13 protein-coding genes and 3 pseudogenes are annotated in these 20,005 nt (G+C 64.8%); 9 read left to right on the forward strand and 7 right to left on the reverse strand.

The window, feature by feature from the left end:
- The first annotated feature begins 19 nt into the window (after nt 1-19).
- The 5 genes and pseudogenes from AB0H22_RS07075 to mmsB all read left to right on the forward strand — a co-directional run bounded on the left by AB0H22_RS07075 (nt 20) and on the right by mmsB (nt 6,194).
- A pseudogene (locus AB0H22_RS07075) lies at nt 20-1,232 on the forward strand (phosphotransferase family protein).
- A complete protein-coding gene (locus AB0H22_RS07080; RefSeq protein WP_180749270.1) occupies nt 1,229-2,356 on the forward strand; it encodes a hypothetical protein in 1,128 nt (375 codons plus the stop codon). The pseudogene AB0H22_RS07075 and the gene AB0H22_RS07080 overlap by 4 nt, the downstream one beginning before the upstream one ends.
- Nucleotides 2,353-3,813, forward strand: a complete 1,461-nt coding sequence (locus tag AB0H22_RS07085) for an aldehyde dehydrogenase (protein WP_180749271.1) — start codon at nt 2,353-2,355, stop codon at nt 3,811-3,813. The genes AB0H22_RS07080 and AB0H22_RS07085 overlap by 4 nt, the downstream gene beginning before the upstream one ends.
- A 79-nt stretch (nt 3,814-3,892) precedes the next feature.
- The gene (locus tag AB0H22_RS07090; protein WP_358145693.1) at nt 3,893-5,278 is read left to right on the forward strand and encodes an MFS transporter; all 1,386 of its coding nucleotides are present in this window, start codon (nt 3,893-3,895) and stop codon (nt 5,276-5,278) included.
- A 4-nt stretch (nt 5,279-5,282) separates the two neighbouring features.
- Nucleotides 5,283-6,194: a 3-hydroxyisobutyrate dehydrogenase gene (mmsB, locus tag AB0H22_RS07095; protein WP_180749273.1), complete on the forward strand. Its 912-nt coding sequence runs from the start codon at nt 5,283-5,285 to the stop codon at nt 6,192-6,194.
- Here mmsB and AB0H22_RS07100 read toward each other — a convergent pair.
- Nucleotides 6,182-7,133, reverse strand: a pseudogene (locus AB0H22_RS07100) (cytochrome c oxidase assembly protein). The gene mmsB and the pseudogene AB0H22_RS07100 sit on opposite strands and share 13 nt — an antisense overlap.
- Nucleotides 7,134-7,269: 136 nt before the next feature.
- Here AB0H22_RS07100 and AB0H22_RS07105 point away from each other — a divergent pair.
- Nucleotides 7,270-7,494, forward strand: a complete 225-nt coding sequence (locus AB0H22_RS07105; RefSeq protein WP_180749275.1) for a hypothetical protein — start codon at nt 7,270-7,272, stop codon at nt 7,492-7,494.
- A gap of 69 nt (nt 7,495-7,563) precedes the next feature.
- On the opposite strand, the gene AB0H22_RS07110 is transcribed toward AB0H22_RS07105, so the two are convergent.
- The 5 genes from AB0H22_RS07110 to AB0H22_RS07130 all read right to left on the reverse strand — a co-directional run bounded on the left by AB0H22_RS07110 (nt 7,564) and on the right by AB0H22_RS07130 (nt 13,378).
- On the reverse strand, nt 7,564-8,397 hold the full coding sequence (locus AB0H22_RS07110; protein WP_180749276.1) for an LLM class F420-dependent oxidoreductase: 834 nt from the start codon (nt 8,395-8,397) through the stop codon (nt 7,564-7,566).
- Nucleotides 8,398-8,453: 56 nt separating this feature from the next.
- Nucleotides 8,454-10,274: a phosphoenolpyruvate carboxykinase (GTP) gene (locus tag AB0H22_RS07115; RefSeq protein ID WP_180749277.1), complete on the reverse strand. Its 1,821-nt coding sequence runs from the start codon at nt 10,272-10,274 to the stop codon at nt 8,454-8,456.
- A gap of 169 nt (nt 10,275-10,443) precedes the next feature.
- Nucleotides 10,444-10,800 carry a DUF6802 family protein gene (locus AB0H22_RS07120; RefSeq protein ID WP_180749278.1) on the reverse strand — a complete coding sequence of 119 codons (357 nt, stop codon included), beginning with the start codon at nt 10,798-10,800 and terminating at the stop codon, nt 10,444-10,446.
- On the reverse strand, nt 10,797-12,302 hold the full coding sequence (locus tag AB0H22_RS07125; RefSeq protein ID WP_358145698.1) for a hypothetical protein: 1,506 nt from the start codon (nt 12,300-12,302) through the stop codon (nt 10,797-10,799). Before AB0H22_RS07125 ends, AB0H22_RS07120 begins: the two co-directional genes overlap by 4 nt.
- Nucleotides 12,299-13,378 carry a hypothetical protein gene (locus AB0H22_RS07130; protein ID WP_358145700.1) on the reverse strand — a complete coding sequence of 360 codons (1,080 nt, stop codon included), beginning with the start codon at nt 13,376-13,378 and terminating at the stop codon, nt 12,299-12,301. Before AB0H22_RS07130 ends, AB0H22_RS07125 begins: the two co-directional genes overlap by 4 nt.
- Before the next feature lie 237 nt (nt 13,379-13,615).
- Between AB0H22_RS07130 and trmB the strand changes: the two are divergent.
- From trmB to AB0H22_RS07145, 3 genes and pseudogenes are all read left to right on the forward strand, one after another.
- Nucleotides 13,616-14,317: pseudogene (trmB, locus tag AB0H22_RS07135) on the forward strand (tRNA (guanosine(46)-N7)-methyltransferase TrmB); the annotation flags it as partial.
- On the forward strand, nt 14,314-14,994 hold the full coding sequence (locus tag AB0H22_RS07140; RefSeq protein ID WP_180749281.1) for an NYN domain-containing protein: 681 nt from the start codon (nt 14,314-14,316) through the stop codon (nt 14,992-14,994). The pseudogene trmB and the gene AB0H22_RS07140, both read left to right, overlap by 4 nt.
- A gap of 37 nt (nt 14,995-15,031) precedes the next feature.
- Nucleotides 15,032-18,061, forward strand: coding sequence for an MMPL family transporter (locus tag AB0H22_RS07145; RefSeq protein ID WP_358145702.1), 3,030 nt, complete (start codon nt 15,032-15,034; stop codon nt 18,059-18,061).
- Between the two features lie 39 nt (nt 18,062-18,100).
- Here AB0H22_RS07145 and AB0H22_RS07150 read toward each other — a convergent pair whose 3' ends face one another.
- The gene (locus tag AB0H22_RS07150; RefSeq protein ID WP_358145703.1) at nt 18,101-19,972 is read right to left on the reverse strand and encodes a DUF2339 domain-containing protein; all 1,872 of its coding nucleotides are present in this window, start codon (nt 19,970-19,972) and stop codon (nt 18,101-18,103) included.
- Nucleotides 19,973-20,005: the final 33 nt, after the last annotated feature.

The raw sequence follows: 20,005 nt of genomic DNA on the forward strand, positions 1-20,005 counted from the left end.
TTCCCCTGACTGCCCGGTAGTGTTGCGTGCGTCACGCAACGAGGCGGACATGAAACGGAAGTCACGACACCTTGACTGAGCAGACAGCGACGCACGAGGACGTTGCACGCCCCGCGGAATCACAACGCGACCCGGAAACCTTGCGCGGCGCACTTACCGACTGGATATCAGCCCAACTGCCGACCGATGCCGCGCTCAGCGTGGACCACGCGGAGTTGCCCAGCGCCAACGGCATGTCCAGCGAGACGATCCTGGCCGATGCGCAATGGACCGAGAACGGCGAGCGCGCGGCCCACCGCCTGGTGATCAGAACGGCACCTCAGCCCGACTCGAGCCCGGTCTTCCCCACCTATGACATGCGCCGCCAGTTCGACGTGATGGACCAACTCGGCCAGCACTCCGAGGCCCTGGTTCCGTCGGTCAGGTGGTACTGCGACGACACCGCGGTGCTCGGCGGTGAGTTCTTCGTGATGGATCGGGTGGACGGCGAGGTACCGCCCGATCGCATGCCCTACACCTTCGGCTCCTGGGTGACCGAGGCCTCCGAGGCCGACCGTCGCAAGATGCAGCGGCTCACCGTGGATCAGCTCGCACGCATTCACACCGCGCCGGTGGAGAATTTCGCGTTTCTCAACGACGCCCGCGAGGACGAGACCGGTTTGGACGCCCATGTGCGCCGCACCCGGGAGCTCTACGAGTGGGTGCGCGGTGACGGGCCGACCATTCCGCTGATCGATCGCGGTTTCGACTGGCTACGTGAGAACTGGCCCCACGACTCCCTGCGAGCTAAAGATGTTGTCAGTTGGGGTGATTCGCGCCCGGGCAACGTCATCTACCGTGATTTCGAACCGGTGGCACTGCTCGACTGGGAGATGGCAACCATCGGACCACGCGAGCTGGATCTGGGCTGGATCATCTTCCTGCACAGGTTCTTCCAGGACTTGGCCGAAATCGCCGGACTGGCCGGATTACCCACGTTCTGCCGGCGCGAGGATATTGCCGCCGAGTACGCCACGCTCACCGGACACCACGCCGCCGACCTGGATTTCTACACCGCCTACGCAGCATTGCAACACGCCATCATTATGGCGCGAATCCAGATGCGCGCCATGGCATTCGGACAGGCACAAATGCCCAAAGATCCCGACGACCTGATCCTGCATAGAGCCACACTGGAGAAGATGCTCGACGGAGCGTACTGGTCCCAGCTGGGAGAGGGGATCGGCGCATGAGCCTTTCCGCGTTCGACGACTACCCGATCCATCAGATCGCCGATGTGATCCGGCATGTCGGAACCTCCGACCGAAACTTCTACGACCGCTACTACTTCGGCTGCCACGGCGGGCAAGCGGACCTCCCCTATCTGATCACCGGGCTCGGGGTTTATCCCAATCTCGGGGTGACAGACGCATTCGCCTCGGTGCGCCACGGCGATGACATCGTGGTGTTCCGGGCATCCCGCGCGCTCGGGGCCGACCGCGCCGACCTCGCCGTCGGGCCCTACCGGATCGAGGTGTTGGAAGGCCTCAAGAAGATTCGGGTGGTTCTGGAGCCGGGCGATGATTACGACCTGAGCTTCGATATCACCTACACCGGGCACATCCCCGCCTCCCTGGAGCCGGGGCACTATCAGCGCCAGCTGGGTCGGGTCATGTTCGACACCTCTCGTTTTGCCCAAACCGGCACCTGGGCAGGGCATCTGACAGTCGATGGGCAGCGGCACGAGCTCGACGGTGTGAACTGGTCGGGTAACCGCGATCGCTCCTGGGGCATCCGTCCGGTCGGCGAGGGTGAACCCGCCGGCCGCCGGGCCACGTTGGCGGGCGGCTTCTACTGGCTCTACAACGTGATCGATTTCCCCGAGTACTCGATCATCCTGATCAACCAGGAGAACGAAAAAGGCGACCGGGTCGTGTCCGGTGCGCGCCGAGTCTGGCGGGACCCGTCCCGTGAGGTCGAGGAGCTGCCCGCCGTCGAACACGACATCACGTTGATCCCGGGCACCCGCGAAGCGTCGGAAGCCACGCTACAGCTGGGCGATATCACGGTGAAGGCCGAGATCCTCCTGCCGCATTACTTCGGATTCGGTACCGGCTACGGCCTGGATCCCGATTGGCGGCACGGCATGTGGCAGGGCGAGCAGGTGGTCCAGGGGAAGCGCTACAACGTCAAGGAGCTGGACCCGACGCTCAAGATGCTCTGCCCCGTGGACAACCTGGCCGCGTTCACGGCGACCGAGAACGGTGTCGAGGTGCACGGCACGGGGTTATTCGAATTTGGCCCCATCGGCCCCCACGCTCCCTCCGGATTCACTGGATTTATTGATACACACCAAGAGAGAGACAGCGATTCATGACGCACAACTTCGACAAGCTCTTCATCGGCGGCGCCTGGACGGAACCCGCCACCGACGACGTGATTGAGGTCTTCTCTCCCGCCACCGGCGAGAAGGTGGGCCAGTGTCCGCTCGCCACCGCCGCTGACGTAGATAGCGCAGTCGCCGCCGCACGCCGCGCTTTTGAGGACGGCCCGTGGCCACGGATGACCCCACACGAGCGCCAGGCGGTGCTGCAGAAGGTGGTGCAGCTGCTGGAGGCGCGCAAGGACGAGGTCTGCGCCGTCATCTCCGATGAGACCGGTGCTCCCCCACCGGTTGTCGAGACGCTACAGTGGATGGGCGGATTCGGTGCCCTGCAGTACTACGCCAACGCCGCCGACGCCGTGAAGTGGCGTGAGCTGCGCAATGGTGCCTACGGACAGACACTGGTGACCCGCGAAGCGGCCGGTGTCGTGGCCGCCATCGCGGCATGGAATGTTCCGCTGTTCCTGGCGCTCAACAAGATTGGCCCGGCGTTCCTGGCCGGCTGCCCGGTGGTTCTCAAGCCCGCCGCCGAGACGCCGCTGTCGAGTTTCATCCTGGCCGAGGTGTTCGAAGAGGCCGGCCTGCCCGAGGGCGTGTTGTCGGTGGTGCCGGGCGGGGCCGAGACCGGCCGCGCCCTCACCAATCACCCCGGCATCGACGTGTTCAGCTTCACCGGCAGCACCGCCGTCGGCAAGGAGATCGCCGGCATCGCCGCCAAGAACCTCAAGAAGGTCACGCTGGAACTGGGCGGCAAGTCCGCGGCCATAGTCCTCGAGGACGCCGATCTGGCCGCCAGCCTGCCGATGCTGGTGTTCGCCGGTTTGATGAATGCCGGGCAGGGTTGCGTCAACCAGACCCGCATCCTGGCGCCGCGGTCGCGGTACGACGAGGTCGTCGACGGCATCGTGAACTTCGTATCCATCATGACGGTCGGGCTGCCTACCGATCCGGCGAGCCAGGTCGGCCCACTGATCACCGCCAAACAGCGCGACCGCGTCGAGGGCTACATCGCCAAAGGCATCGAGGAAGGCGCTCGACTGGCCTTCGGCGGCAAGCGCCCCGAGGGCCTGGACTCCGGATACTTCGTCCAGCCAACGATTTTCGCCGATGTCGACAACTCGATGACCATCGCGCAGGAGGAGATCTTCGGCCCGGTGCTGTGCGTCATCGCGTACGACTCGGTGGACGAGGCCATCAAGATCGCGAACGACTCCAACTACGGCCTGGCGGGCAGCGTGTGGACCGCAGATGTCCACAAGGGCCTTGAGGTCGCGGCGCAGATCCGCACCGGCACCTATGGCATCAACTGGTATGCGTTCGACCCCAGCTGCCCGTTCGGCGGGTACAAGCAGTCCGGTATCGGTCGGGAGAACGGGCCCGAGGGTATCGAGGAGTACTGCGAGCTCAAGAGCGTGCTGCTGCCGATGGGCGTCAGCCTCGAAAGCGTTTAGCCGCCGACACGCCGTCTCCTGGCGGATACGTCTCGCACAATCCCGCCACGAGACGGCGTGTCGCCGCTAGGTTGGCGCCATGTCGCTGACCGCCCCGCCCGATGGCGGTCCCCACCCCACACCGACCGGCCTGCGTAAGGTCGTCGCCGCATCCATGGCGGGCACCGTCGTCGAGTGGTATGAGTTCTTCCTCTACGCCACCGCCGCCACCCTCGTCTTCAACAAGGTCTTCTTCCCGGCGGCCGGTAACGACCTCGACAACATCATCAAGGCGTTCCTCACCTACGCGGTCGGGTTCGTCGCCCGACCCATCGGCGGAATCGTGTTCGGGCACTTCGGAGATCGCTACGGCCGCAAGCACCTACTGCAGATCGCCATCGTGCTTGTCGGCGTCGCCACCTTCCTCATGGGCTGTCTGCCGACCTTCGCCCAGGTTGGCTACGCCGCACCGATCCTGCTGGTCGCCCTGCGGTTCCTCCAGGGTTTCGCCGTCGGCGGTGAATGGGGAGGCGCCGTGCTGCTGGTGGCCGAGCACTCCCCCGACAAGGAGCGCGGTTTCTGGGCGAGCTGGCCCCAGGCGGCCGTACCGCTCGGCAACCTGCTGGCGACCCTCGTGCTGCTCATGTTGTCGTGGACCCTCTCCGACGCCGCGTTCCTGTCCTGGGGCTGGCGCGTCGGGTTCTGGCTGTCGGTCATCATCGTCGCGATCGGCTATTACATCCGCACCCGGATATCCGATGCACCGATCTTCCAGGAAGCCCGCCGAGAACTGGAAGAGAGCAAGGCCCTGCCGAATTCTCTTCGCGCAAGCGGCTCATCGACCTCCTACGGCGTCATCGAGGTGTTCCGCCGGTACCCACGTGGGGTGTTCACCGCCATGGGGCTGCGGGTGGCCGAGAACATCCTCTACTACATGGTTGTCACTTTCTCCATCACCTATCTGAAGACCCAGCTGCATATAGACAACAAGCGAATCCTGTTGCTGCTCTTGATCGGTCACGTAGTTCAGGCGATCGCACTTCCGATCGTCGGCCGGTACACCGATATCGTCGGGCGACGCGCACCGTATGCACTGGGAGCTCTGCTGGCGGCGGGGTGGGGTTTCATCGCCTTCCCGATGTTCAACACCCGCAACGACTGGGTGATCCTGGCGGCCATCCTGATCGGGCTGCTGGTGCACTCACTGATGTTCGCCGGGCAGCCGGCGATCATGGCGGAGATGTTCCCCACCCGAATGCGGTACTCGGGGGTGTCGGTGGGTTATCAGGTGACTTCGATCTTCGCCGGATCACTGGCTCCGGTCATCGGTACCGCGCTGCTGAGCAGGTACCACAGCTGGGTGCCGGTGGCGATCTATCTGGCGGCCGTCGCTCCCATCACCCTGATCGCCGTCTGGGCCCTGCCCGAGACCAAGGGCAGTTCACTGCATGAGCTGGATGCCGCCGATCGCGCACGGCTAGGTTGAACAGATGGCGACATACGGCTGGATCGGTTTGGGGAACATGGGCGGCCCGATGGCTGCCAACCTGGTAGCGGCTGGACATACGGTGCGCGGTTTCGATCTCTCGGGTGATGCGCTCGCCGGCGCCGAAGCCCATGGCGTGACCGCGGTCGACAGCATCCCCGAGGCACTGGCCGGCGCCGAAGTCGTGTTCACCATGCTGCCCAAGGGCGAGCATGTACGCTCTGTGTTCGAAGGCCCCTACGGGATCTGGGAGAACGCCTCGCCGTCAACGCTTCTGGTGGACAGCTCGACCGTCGACATCGAAACCTCTCGGTACTGTCACGCGGAATCGGCACGGCGCGGATTCCGGTTCGTCGACGCCCCGGTATCCGGCGGCATCAGCGGCGCGCACGCAGCCACGCTATGTTTCATGCTCGGCGGCGGCCTGGAAAGCGTCGGTGAGGCGACCGATTACATCAAGCCCATGTCCGGACGCGTGATCCACGCGGGAGACGGCGGGGCTGGGGTGGCGGCCAAGATCTGCAACAACATGATGCTGTTCATCGACATGATGGCGAATTCGGAAGGCTCTCAACTGGCCGACCGACTCGGCCTGGACCCCAAGGTGTTCTGGGAGATCTGCTCGGTCTCCTCGGCACGGTCATGGGCACAGCAGACCTGGTACCCGGTGCCGGACATCATCGAATCCGCCGCCGCCAACCGCAACTTCGATGCCACCTTCACGGTGGACCTGGCACACAAGGACGCCCGGCTGGCATTGGCCGCCGGGGAGGCTACCGGCGTGAAACTGCCCGCGGCGACCATGGTCACCGAGCAGTTCCAGCAGCTCATCGACGAAGGACTGGGCGGCAAGGACTGCTCGCTGATCGTCAAGTACACGACCCCCGACGGATCGGCCCGCGGCTACGCGCCCTGATCCGGCCGGTCACCGTGCAGCTGCCGCAAAAACCGGTTGTACGAAGCTAATTCGTCTTCCTGACGGGCATCATCGGCCTCGCGCACCTCGGTCTCGACCAGTTCCTCGCGCCGCCACCGGATGGCGAAGATCAGGGTGGTCGCCAACGCGATGGGCTCACCGTACGACCAGGCCAGTGCACCTGCCACCGCCTGGTCCTGCACCGGGTCAACGGCCCACTCGACGGGCGGGTTGGCGAAGATCCCGATCAAAGGCCTGGGCGCCATCATGAGAATGACGCCGATGAACACGTGCAGCGGCATCTCCACGAAGATGTCGAACATCCGGCCGAGGTTGGTCTGCCGAATCGGCAGAGGGTCGGTGGACAGGATCGGGATGACGAAGAGCATGCCCGTGACCAAGAAGAAGATCTCTAATCCGTTGTGCCCCAGCCAGGTAGCGGCAATGGTGTCGAACAGCTGCGACAAGTACAGACCGTAATAGCTGAATAGGAACAGCGGAAGGGTGACGGCCGGGTGCAGTAGAAACGCGGCAGTACGGCTGCGCAACCCGGCCAGCGCGGCCGCCAGCACCCACCTGCCGGGCCCTTGATGAGGTGTCGACCGCAACAGCAGCCGCCCCGGTGAGCCCAGCACCAACAAGGGCGGCACCAGGATCGACAGCGTCAACTGCTGGAACATGAAGGCGCTGAACAACCGGAATCCGTAACGCTCTATCGACAGTCCCATGACCGCAGCCAGGATCAGACACCCGGATAGGAAGGACACCGTCGACCACCATGGCCAGCTGCGGCCCATCCGGCGTAGCCGAACCACACTCAGCAGGTACCAGCAGGGCCGCGACGATCGGTAGCACCGGGACGGCGGGTGGGTTCCACTCCAGCAGAGACCAGACTGTGGGTGGCTCAGCCGGGGTATTCATTAATTGCATTATGCGCATATTTGAATTAGATGGCCATCCGGGTACCGATTCGGGCCGTTCACCTGCAATTCGGATCGCGGATAGCCAAACAGCGTTGGTTCACAGCTTCGCTAACTAGGGTGCGCGACGGGCGGGGCAAACCAGAGGAGGAACGATGGCTGTATCCGTGAATCTCGAGAAGGCACTCGATAAGGCCTACGAGAACAAGGACCTCAAGGACGTCCTCGACGCACCGCCGTCGGCTCTCGCCGGTCTCACCGAGAAGCATGACGCGGCACTGAAGGAAGCCCTGAACATCTCAACCGTGCGCGAGCTGGGCACCAACAAGTACCTCGCGATCGCCGCGGCGCTGGCGGCCCTGGAGAGCAAGACCGGCTAGAACTACCTGCCGAGAAGGCAATCAGATACGCGGGACTGCCATTCTGCGTATCTGATTGCGCTCTCGCGGTTAGGAACGAAGCGCCTCGGCCAACGGCTCCAGCACACGGGGGTCATACGGCGGGGGCAGGTAGATGATCGCCAAGTCCAGACCCTCCGCGCCCAGCGCGGCGGCCTCGTCGACAACCTTCGCGTAGTCGCGATCCTCGCCGAGCCGGATGTGGGCGGAGAGCGTGATCTCGCCCGGGTCGCGGCCGATATCCGCGCAGTGCGCGGCCAGCACATCACGCTTACGGGCGAACTCCTCGGGCGGTCCGCCCACGAAGTTCCAGTGCTGGGCGTACTTGGCGGTGATCCGCAGCGTCCGCTTCTCGCCGCTGCCGCCGATGCAGATCGGGGGGTGCGGCTTCTGCGGCCCCTTGGGCTCGTTGCGTGCGTCTTTCAGCTGGTAGAACTTGCCCTCGAAGCTCGTTGTCTCCTGGCTTAGCAGACCGGTGAGCACCTCGCAGGCCTCTTCGAACCGGTCGAAACGTTCCTTGATGCTGCCCAGCTCGATGCCGTAAGCGCCGGATTCTTCCTCGTTCCAGCCGGCACCGATGCCGAGTTCCAAGCGGCCACCGGACACGATGTCCAGCGCCGAGGCCATATTGGCCAACACGGCCGGATGCCGATAGTGAATGCCGGTTACCAGCACCCCGACACGCAGCCGTCGGGTGGCCTGCGCGAGCGCAGTGAGGGTCACCCAGCCTTCGAGGCACGGCCCGCTGGAGTCCGAGAAGATCGGATAGAAGTGGTCAAAGGTCCAGCCGGACTCAAAGACCTCGATCTCGTCGGCCACCTTCCAGATGGCCAGCATGTCGTCCCAGGTGGTGTTCTGCGGAGATGTCTTGAACGCGAAGCGCATTCCACAACCCTAGGCGTCACGTACCTGGAGCGTCGACCAGATCGGTTCGGAAGCCGCTACCCGAGTCGCTGTTTAAGGGCGTCGAACTCGTCCTTGACGCCGGTCGGCAGCTTGTCGCCGATGAACTCGAACCACTCCTCGATAAGCGGCAGCTCGGCCTGCCATTCGTCAACGTTCACGGTCAGCGCCTCGGCGACGTCGGCCTCATCGACGTCCAGACCTGCCAGGTCCAGATCCTCGACGGCTGGGACGGTGCCGATCGGGGTGGAAACACCGTTGGCCCGGTGCTCGATCCGATCAACGATCCACTTCAGCACGCGGCTGTTCTCGCCGAATCCTGGCCACAGGAATCGGCCGTCGCCGCCGCGACGGAACCAGTTGACGAAGAACACCTTGGGCAGCTTGGACTCGTCGGCCTGCTTACCGACGTTGATCCAGTGGTTCAGGTAGTCGCCCACGTGGTAACCCATGAACGGCAGCATCGCCATCGGGTCGCGGCGCACCGCACCGACCTTGCCCTCGGCGGCCGCGGTCTGCTCCGAACCCAGAGTGCCGCCGATGAACACGCCGTGCTGCCAGTCTCGAGCCTCGGTCACCAGCGGAACAGTTGTCTTGCGACGGCCGCCGAACAGGATCGCCGAGATCGGCACACCCTGCGGGTCGTCCCACTCGGGGGCCAGGGTGGGGCACTGCGACATCGGGGTGCAGTAACGCGAGTTCGGGTGGGCGGCTTTGCTTTCCGTGTCCCGGATGTACCAGTCGTTGCCCTTCCAGTCGACCAGGTGATCGGGCTCACCCTCCAGGCCTTCCCACCACACGTCGTTGTCATCGGTACGGGCGACGTTGGTGAAGACGGTGTTGCCGGCCTCGATGGTCTTCATGGCATTGGGGTTTGAGCTCCAGTTGGTGCCCGGTGCCACCCCAAAGAAACCGAACTCCGGGTTGACGGCGTACAGGCGTCCGTCCTCGCCGAAGCGCATCCAGGCGATGTCATCACCCAAAGTCTCTGCACGCCAACCGGGAATCGTCGGCTGGATCATGGCGAGGTTGGTCTTACCGCAGGCCGACGGGAATGCCGCGGCCACGTAGTACGCCTTGTTCTCGGGCGAGATGAGCTTCAGGATCAGCATGTGCTCGGCGAGCCAGCCCTCGTCATGCGCCATCGCCGAGGCGATGCGCAACGAGTAGCACTTCTTGCCCAGCAGCGCGTTACCGCCGTAACCCGAACCGTAGGACCAGATTTCACGCGTCTCGGGGAAGTGAGTTATGTACTTGGTGTCATTGCACGGCCACGGCACATCTTCCTGGCCAGGCTCCAGGGGCGCACCGATCGAGTGCAGCGCCTTGACGAAGAAACCGTCATCACCCAGCTTCTCCAGCGCGGCGGCACCCATGCGGGTCATCACACGCATGGAGGCGACGACGTACTCCGAATCGGTGAGCTCCACTCCCAGCTTTGGGTCCTCGGCGCCGAGCGGGCCCATGCAGAACGGCACCACCCACAGGGTCCGTCCGCGCATGCTGCCGCGGAACAGTTCGGTCATGGTCGCGCGCATCTCGGCGGGCTCCACCCAGTTGTTGGTGGGGCCGGCGTCCTCTTCACGCTCCGAGCAGATGTAGGTGCGCGATTCCACTCGCGCAACGTCCGACGGATCCGATAGCGCAAGGAACGAGTTGGGGTGCTTCTCGGGATTCAGACGCTGAAAGGTTCCGGCGTCCACCAGCTGCTGAGAGACCCGCGCGAACTCCTCGTCGGAGCCGTCAGCGAACACCACTCGATCAGGTTGAGTCAGCTCAGCGATTTCACGGACCCAGGCAAGCAAACCCGCATGCTTCGTGGGAGCGTTGTCAAGACCGGGAATGGTCGCTGCTGTCATCGAGAGCATCTCCTCTGTAGGTACGCAGGGCCGCGCCGACGCCGGGCGGGACCTTGATATATGAGGTTAACGCCGACCATGTTCGACGTGAAACGGGGTCGCTGACAGTTAGTCACAGAAAGCGCGAAGATCAGATAGAAGGCAAGCAGGCGACGGCCAGAAGCAGGTACTACTTTTCCCCGACGCGACCGTGTTCGATGAGCTCCCAGTGCGCACCGGATCCGCGGACCCAGGTCTCGTAGGTACCGTCCGCGCCAAACGTGGTCACCTTGTCCGCCACACCGTCCTCGTCGATATCGGAGACTATGGAAAGCCCGGTCGACCCGTCGGACGGATGGAGCGCGACGGTGTCGCCGATGCCGTCGTGGTCGGTGTCGATGAGGTCTTTCCCCAGGTCGATTAGCTCACCGCCATTGGGTAGGTACATATGGTGATCGACGTGCAGGTCCGGACTGAGGGCATGCCCCGGCTCGGGCACTCCTTCCCCGAGTCCCCCAGGTAGTCCCTGGTCAAAACCTTCGATCATGACTCCGCCTGATCCTCCTCAGCCTGACCCGCCGCCCGCAAGCGGCCCATCGACCTATTCTCAGCTTTTCGGCCGGTCGCGTCCAGCCGTTCGGCGACTTTGGTTAGCGCCTTGTGCACCGACGGCAGGTCACGGTTACGCAGTGCTGTTGCCCGTGCGGTATTCATGGCGGCCTCGCGCAGCGCGGTATCTATTTGCCCGACCCGGGCGGCCAGCTTGTCGTTCTCGCGTTCGTCGATCTCGACCAGATCGGCGTTGAGCCTGGTCTCCACCTCCAACACCCGCGCAGCCACCCACTGCTCCAAGTACCCGCGCAGCTCCCCCATGGTGTCGCCCAGCCAGCGGTCCAGCACCGCCCGATCGTGCAAAAGCCCCCGCACCGCCACCAGCCACACCGCGATGCACGCTCCGGCCACCAGGCCCACCGCCAAACCCACCAGGGCCAGGCCCGGGCGCGCGTACGCCACCAACCGCGACACCGTCAACGCTGCACCCAGACCGAAGAACACCCCGAATAGCGCCATCATCCGCGTCTCCAGACGGCGTGACCGCACCGAAGGGTCGCTCGTCTCGGGCGGCACCGGGCGGTTGGCGCTGGCCCTCGGGGCCACCCAATGCTGGGTCACCTCGGAGGAAACCTCAGCAAGGTGTTCCTCGGTGCCCTGTTCCACTTCGGCGACCACCTCGGCCATTCGACGCCGCACCCGGTCGCCAAACCCCGGCACATCGCGCCGCTTCAGTTCGGCGATGTCCTCGCGTAGCTCACCGCCTACCGAGCCAACCCGCTTGCGCGCGAAGTACAGCAGCGTCATGCGGGCCTGGGCAACGCGGTTGCGCAACGCCAAGGTCCGCTCGGACTTGCCCGAACGCGTCCGTCGTACCGCTGCCTGCCGCTGATTGCGCAGTTCATCGGCACGAGCGCCCTCCCCGGCCTCCGGGGAGACATTCAACATGCCCTGTAGACGAGTTGCCCAGGCGCGCAGTCTGTTTCGCTCATCTCGGGCAGGTTCTTCGCGGACTTTACGCACGGCGCGCACCAGTTCGTCGAGCCCCGGTGCGTCTCCACGCGTCGATACCCCCAGCCAGGTGATACCGCTGAATCGGGAATCGTGCTCGGCCAGGATCTCCCGGTTCCGATCCATCACCTCGCGCCAGGACTGATGCACGTCGATCTTCGACACCACGGCGATGAGCGCATCGGTATTGGCGGCGGCCAGCTGGATCAGACCGCAATCCGACGGCGTCAAGGGCGCCGTCCCGCTGCACACGAACACGACCACTCCCGGCGCCTGCCCGTGCTGCAGATCCTCGGGCTCGACAATGCGCACTCCGGACATGCGCCCCGCCAAGCCGCCCGCGAGCGTCGAGGCGCCGGCCAGCCAGCCGCCGGTCACCATCACCACGTCTTGCAGGTCCACGCCCAGCGGGCCGAGCGCGGGGTCCACCGCGAGTACCAACTCGTCGACCCGTTTGTCTGCCGGTTTATCAACAGGAAAGTTCACGCTCGACCTCCGGCCAGCCGCCACAGCCGCAACGACCCACGCACGATGTCGGTGCCCATCGCGGCATAGGTGGCGGTCACCGGTCCCGCGGCGAATCGCTGCCAGCGCTCGGCGCGGTAGCGGTGATCCTCGGGATGATCGCTCAGCTCCACCGGTATACCCGCCGCCGTGGCGGCGTCCACTGCGCACTGCATTGCGGCCACCAGCAGGTCGTCGCTGGTCAGGAAGGCGTCGACCTGCATAGGCAGGACACCCGTCACCCCGATCCGGTGAAGTTCGGCGAGCACCGATCGCATCCGGCGGTACCAGCCCTGGGCAATGGCGGCACGAATGGCGTCCACCACCGCGTCGATACCCGACAAGTCACGCAACAGCGCGGTGAGCGCCGGCGCCCCCAGGCCGGGAACCTGCCGGAGCGCCCCGATCGCGCAGCCCATCGGGTATAGGTCCAACTCATGCAGTAAGCGCCGCCGCATTGCTACCGGCACCTCATGTGTGCAGGTGACAAAGGCGTCGACGGAACTGGTGTCGGCCGGGTGCTCGACCATCGACTTGAGGGCCTCGACGATGCCCTCGTCGAGATCGGCCAGCGGGACGTGCGCGGATAACGGCAGCGTCGGAACCCGCGTCTCGGCGCGGTATTCGGCACAGCGCCCCACCGCGGCGGTCCATGGACCACGGGCGCCGCCGGGATCGGTTAGATCCGCCTTATTGAGGATCAGCACCTTGGGGGCTGCGGATGCCGCCAGGACGGCACGATCTTCGGGTTTGAGCACCTCCGCGAACACCACGATCTGGACATCCATGGCGTCGGTGGAATCTGCAGGATCCTGGTTGGGGATCGGAACCTCGATAAGCGCATGTCCCGGTCCGGCCTCGGCAGGCATGGTGCGCCCCAACGCGCCGATAACGCTCGTGACACCCACACCGGCGCGGCCCCGAACCGTGACCCGCAGCGGGTCGCCCGCCCGCACCGCGACATCGTGAATGCGCTGGCCACCGCGTGCCTGCCGAATCTCGGGGCGCGCCGCGAACCGGTCGAGCGTTCCCCGGAAGATCTCAAACCCCCGCGTCATCACCTATTCCAGTCGTTCGGTCAACGGAAATGCTCACATTGTCACCTGCGCCGATGGCAGGTTCCACCCTGGTAGGCATCTGTTGAGTATCAATCCGCGCCGGGATTATGGGATCTGCCTCCTATAGGTGACCATGGAAAGATGCGTTGTGACGGCCAGGAGCGGGGCTGTGCGGTAGCTGGATCAGCCACCGACGAGCTCCCGGGCACCGTCACTGCCGATTCCACTGCCCATGCGGACGGCCAGCACCACCACACACGCCGTGTGTCGAGCTTTCGATCGCGCGGGTCGTCACTCTCCGAGGGGCAGCAAAAGGCCTGGGACAAATCGTGGTCGACGTACGGCCGGGTCGCCCGCGAAGCCGACGGTTCCTGCCCGCCCCTGGAGCCCGCCAGATGGTTCGGACGCACCGCCCCCTTAATCCTCGAAATTGGTTGCGGCACAGGAACATCTACTGCCGCGATGGCACTTGAGGAACCTCAGTTCGACGTACTGGCGGTGGAGGTCTACCGCAAAGGGCTCGCTCAGCTGCTCTCCGCGATCGATCGTGAGGGCATCGAAAACGTTCGACTGATCCGCGGTGACGCGCTCGACGTGCTGGAGCATCTGCTGCCATCGGGGTCGCTGACCGCGGCACGAGTGTTCTTCCCGGATCCGTGGCCGAAGACCCGCCATCACAAGCGGCGGCTGCTGCAGGCGGGCACCGTGGCACTGCTCTCGGACCGGCTCCGCCCGGGCGGCACCCTGCATGTGGCCACCGACCATGCGGATTACGCGGAACATATCGCCGAGGTCGGGGACGCGGAGCCCACACTGCACCGACTCGATGTTCACGATCCGAGCGTTCCGGTCTCGGTGCGCCGGCCCACCACCAAGTTCGAGGGAAAAGCGCACACGGTCGGCAGCACGATCAACGACTTCGTCTGGAAACGATTGTGAGCGTCGCCGAAGATTTACGGGACCCGAACACGGCCGACGATTCCATCCGCCGCCGGTCGTTGCGGGTGCTGCTGGTGTGGGACGCCCCAAACCTCGACATGGGACTGGGCTCCATCATCGGCGGCCGCCCATCGGCGGAGAACCGACCGCGGTTCGACGCTCTGGGCCGTTGGCTGCTGGAGCGCACCGCCGAGTATTCGGCAGACCATCCCGATTGCCTCGTCGAACCCGAGGCCACTGTGTTTACCAATATCGCGTCGGGGAGTGCCGAAGTGGTACGCCCATGGGTCGAGGCGCTGCGTAACGTTGGGTTTGCGGTATTCGCCAAACCCAAGATCGACGACGACAGTGACGTCGACGCCGACATGCTTGCTCATATCGAGCTGCGGTCCGATGAAGGCCTGGCCGGGGTGTTTGTGGCCTCGGCAGATGGTCAGGCTTTCCGCGAACCGTTGAAGAAGATCGCCGGTGACGGGGTCCCCGTCAGTGTGCTGGGATTTCGCGAACATGCGAGTTGGGCGCTAACCTCGGATACTCTGGGGTTCGTCGATCTCGAGGACATACCCGGAGTTTTCCCCCGAGCCTTGCCGCGGGTGGGTCTAGATTCGCTCCCCGACGAAGGCGCCTGGTTACAGCCATTCCGACCGTTGTCGGCGTTGCTTACGTCCAGGACATGAAAACCGGCGCGTGACAGTCGCTAGTTAGGAGATATCTGTGTTCGCCTGGTGGGGTCGAATGGTGTACCGGTATCGGTTCATCGTCGTTGCCGCGTTCGTCGCGATCTGCCTGGGTTCCGGACTGTTCGGTATCACCCTCGGCGACCACGTGACGCAGAGCGGGTTCTTCGACGACAACAGCGAATCGGTGAAGGCATCGGTCATGGCGGACGACGCCCTGGGCCGCGACCGAACCACGCACGTTGTCGCGGTCATCGCGGCTCCCGACGGTAAGACCGTCGATGATCCCGCCTTCCAGAAGAAGCTGACCGATCACTTCGACCAGCTGCAGAAGGACAACCCCGACCAGATCTACGGCTGGGCCGGCTGGCTGCGCGCGCCGACGACGACAGACCCCACCGTCATGCGGATGGTGACGCCGGATCGCAAACACACCTTCGTCTCGATCGCGCTTAAGGGCGATAACGACGACACCATCCTCAATAACTACAAGGCACTGGCGAACCCGGAAAAAGCCACAAAACCCGATCCCGCGAAGAACAAGTTCCTGCTCGACGGCGTCGATATCCAGCTGGCCGGCCTCCAGCCCGTCGCCAGTGAGCTCACCGGAACCATCGACAAAGACACGCAGCGCATGGAAATGCTGTCGCTGCCGGTCATGGCCGTCGTGCTGTTCTTCGTCTTCGGCGGTGTGATCGCGGCCGGGCTCCCCATGATGGTCGGTGGCCTGACCATCGCCGGCGCGCTGGGCATCATGCGGCTGATCACCCTCTTCTCTCCGGTGCACTTCTTCGCCCAGCCGGTGGTCACGCTCATCGGCTTGGGTATCGCCATCGACTACTCGCTGTTCATCGTCAGCCGCTTCCGCGAGGAGATCGCCGAGGGGTACGACACCGAGACCGCGGTCCGCCGCACCGTCATCACCTCGGGCCGCACCGTCATGTTCTCGGCCACCCTTATCGCAGCGGCGCTGATGCCCATGCTGATCGTGCCGCAGCAGTTCCTAAGGTCGCTGACATACGCCGGTATCGCCTCGGTGCTGCTCGCCGCGATTCTGGCCGTAACCGTGCTGCCCGCCTGTCTGGGCGTGCTCGGTCGGCATGTCGACGCGCTGAGTATCAAGCGGTTCAGCCGGACCAAGTCACGCGAGGAGCTCGAGAACGGATTCTGGGGCCGCACAGTGGTTTTCGTGATGAAGCGGCCGGTGGCGTTCGCCGTCCCGATCGTCATCGTGATGCTGCTACTCATCATCCCTCTGGGCAACCTGAAGCTCGGCGGCTTCAGCGAAAAGTACTTGCCGCCAACTAATTCCACCCGCATGGCGCAGGAAGACTTCGATACGCTCTTCCCCGGTTTCCGCACCGAGACCATCACCATCGTCACCAAGGGCGCCACCGACTCTCAGCTCAACCAGATCCGTGCCGAAGCCATGAAGGTCCCCGGCTTCGTGGAGCCCGATGGGGACAAGACCCAGATGTGGCAGCGACGTAAGGCCGTCACGACCGACGGCGACGCCAGCGTCAAGGTCATCCAGAACGCCCTGATCGTCCGCAACACCGCAGGCGAAAAGGTCAAAGCGCTGCGCGACATGCCCGTGCCCAAGGGCGTGACAATGTATGTCGGCGGCACCCCGGCACTCGAATACGACTCGATCAACGGCGTCTTCGACAAGCTGCCGCTCGTGATCGTGATCCTGATCAGCATTACCACGATCCTGATGTTCCTGGCATTCGGATCACTTGTGCTGCCCATTAAGGCCGCGGTGATGAGTGCCCTCGGCCTGGGCTCGACCATGGGCATCCTGACATGGATATTCGTCGACGGGCATTTCTCCAAGTGGCTCAACTTCACGCCGACACCCCTGACAGCGCCGATCATCGTCCTGATCATTGTCGTCATCTACGGCCTGTCCAGTGACTACGAAGTGTTCCTCATGTCCCGCATGATCGAGGCGAGAGCGCAAGGGCTGTCGACCGCTGAGGCGGTGCGGGTGGGCACCGCCAACACCGGCCGAATCATCACCGCGGCCGCGCTCATCCTCATCGTGGTGGCGGGCGGTTTCGCCTTCTCCGATCTGGTGATGATGAAGTACCTGGCCTTCGGTCTGATTTCGGCGCTCATCCTGGACGCCACCGTGGTCCGCATGCTGCTCATCCCGGCGGTCATGAAGATGCTGGGCGACGACTGCTGGTGGGCACCGGTGTGGATGAAGCGTGTGCAGGTGAAGCTCGGCCTCGGCGAAGTCACCCTCCCCGACGAGCGCAAGCGTCCCACCGGCCGCGAGCAGGCTATCGCTGCGGCGGTGTCCCCGGTCGGGTCCAATGCACGCACCACCAAGCTGCAGATCGCCTCCGAGCGCACCCGGTTGCCCTCGGCACCCGCACCGCGCCAGCACGATCCGTCGGCTCCGGCGCGGCCCACTCCGCCCCCGCCCGCTCCCCCGACCACACCGGTCAACCTGCCGTCGCAAGGTAACGACGGTGGGGACGCACCCGCGACGACACGGATGTCGGTACCCGGTAAGAACGTTCCTCCTACCGATGCGCCCACTACCCGTGTGCCTGGTGGGAACCCTTCCGGTCCCGACGCTCCGACCGCCCGCACCAGCGTCGCGGGGACACATCGCCCGGACCGCCGCAATGCCGATAGAGAGATCGAGTCGTGGCTCGGCGAACTGCGCGGCCCCAAGCAGCCCGGCTCCGGCCCGGCCGCTGAATCGGGAGATGCGACCACCGCGATTCCCGTCTCCAAGCCTCAGCCCAAACCGCAACCGGCACAGCCGAACCGTGCCAATGGCACAGCCGGTGAGGACGCGACGACGGCGATGCCGATCGCTAAACCGGATGCCACGCGGCAGGGTCCACCTCGAGCTCCGCGTCCTCCTCAGTCGCCGCAGCCCGCTCCCCCCGCCGCTGATGCGACGGAGGTACTGCCGGCACCTGGGCAGGATCGCGACCAAAAGCGCACGCCGCAACAGCAGCAGGACGCGGACGAGGCCACCCGCCGCAGCCGCGGTGGCAGTGTCAGCGCCCAGGATCTGCTGCGCCGAGAGGGACGCCGCATCTAGCGACGTCCCTCTCCACCACCACTCACGGAGTCTGATGGGCTACTTGACGGGCAGCTCGGTTATGGATAGTTCACCGCGAGTTGCATATTCACGCGCGTACAGCGTGCCGCCGCCGAGCAGCAGCAGGCCGGTGACGATGAACGCACCGATCCGTGCGATACCGTCAAGGGTGGCCAGGTCGAACAGGAACAGCTTGGCGACGGCCATCGCGGCAAGAACGAATCCCGTTCTGGTCACCCAACTCTGGTCGCGGTAGCGCCGCAGTCCGGCGAGTAGGAGCGCCACGGATACTGCCATCCAAGACACCGTTGCCAGACCGTGGCCCAGCAGGAACCCGTCGATATTGCCGAGCAGCGCGGTGCCCGACAGAATGACTGCAGCGGTCCCCGAATACAGCATCGACACCCCGGCCACCACACCTCGCACGGGAGCGGACTCCGGGTTCGCCCAGCCGACCCGGTTCATGGCCGCCATCACCATGCCGACTGTGACGGCCGCGAGCACGCTCGCGACGATCAACAGCGGCCCCGCCACGTGCACGGCGCTGCTCGAGTCCGTCAGCAGCTCCGGGGGCACGTACGCGATGTACGCCATACCGCCCAGCGCGCCGAACACCTGACCCACTACCAATGAAATACGGTCCCGCAGTTGATAGCCGATGGCGGAGAAGGACAACCCAATGGCCAGTAACACGACCGCGAGCAAGGCCGCGTGGGTGCCCTCGACCGAGGCCTGTAGCAGCGCCAGACCCGCGACCGCAGTCATGGTGATGCGCGCATGCACCGGAAGGCCACCGACCAACAGCAGCACCGCGCCCATCACCGCGGCGACCCCGACAGGTACCAGCACTCCGAGCGGCCACACCGCGAAGGACAAGGCACTGTAGAGAACCGGAATAGAGGCGATACCGATCATCACCGACGAAGTCAGGTCACCCTGGCCGGCATGGTCGCCGGTGAGCAGCCACAGCGACCCCAGCAGGGTCACCAGGAGTGCCAGCACCGCCATGATGAGCAGAGCATACGGATGTCCCGCGGCGGCACGAATGGCCGCGAGGAGCGTCAGGGTGACGCCAACGGTCCGGAAGGCGTGCAGCACTGGCCAATTCCGGCCGATCTGAGCGGGCAGGCTCGCGATCAGCAGCACCAGCGCGAAGGCGGCGAGTTCCGCGGTGAACCCATCGGTGAGGAACGGAGCCAAGGAGGTGATCGCCGCGACCACACCCACGGCAAAGGGCTGCGAGTTCCACTTCCGCGCCAGCACCAAGCCGGCGCCGGTGATAGCCAACGCGAGAACCAGTCCCGCCAGCACCGGAATCTTGTCGTAAATCACCGTCAGTGCCAGCACGTCGAAGAATGCGGCCGCGAATCCTGTTGCTGCGGTGGCAATACCACCAATCCGGCCCCCGGGACGAGAATACACCCGGATGCCCAGTCCAATGAGACCGGCCGCGAGGACGGCACCGGAGAGCATGCGTGGTATCGGACCGAAGTACCCGCTCTTGGCGGCCAGCACCAGGAGCATGACCACCCCGGCAAGTGTCACGACCGCACCCGCGAAGGCCATCGCCTTGCTGGCGAATCCCTCACGTGCCCAGAATGGTTTCTGCCGAGGAGGTGCTGTCCTAGACGCGGCCGGCACCTGCACCGTCACGGGTATCCGGACCGGTGGTACCGGGACCGGCGCGGCGGACGGTGTGGCGCCTTGAGTGCGCCGGTACTCGTCCCAATACTGCTGAGCCTTATGGTATTCGGCCTGGGTCCATTCGATCATCCGGCCCCGCAGCGCATCGAGCTCGGCACGCAGCGCACGCTCACGCCCGTCGAGTTCGTCCAACGTCGCGGTCATCTGCTGCAACTGTGGATCTGTCATGCCTCTCAGCGTGACGGCTACTCGATCTGAGGTGAACACGTAGACCTACTACCGCGAGTAGGGGTTTCTCAC

This window comes from Mycobacterium sp. NPDC050853 (genome assembly GCF_040653875.1).
Classification (GTDB): domain Bacteria; phylum Actinomycetota; class Actinomycetes; order Mycobacteriales; family Mycobacteriaceae; genus Mycobacterium.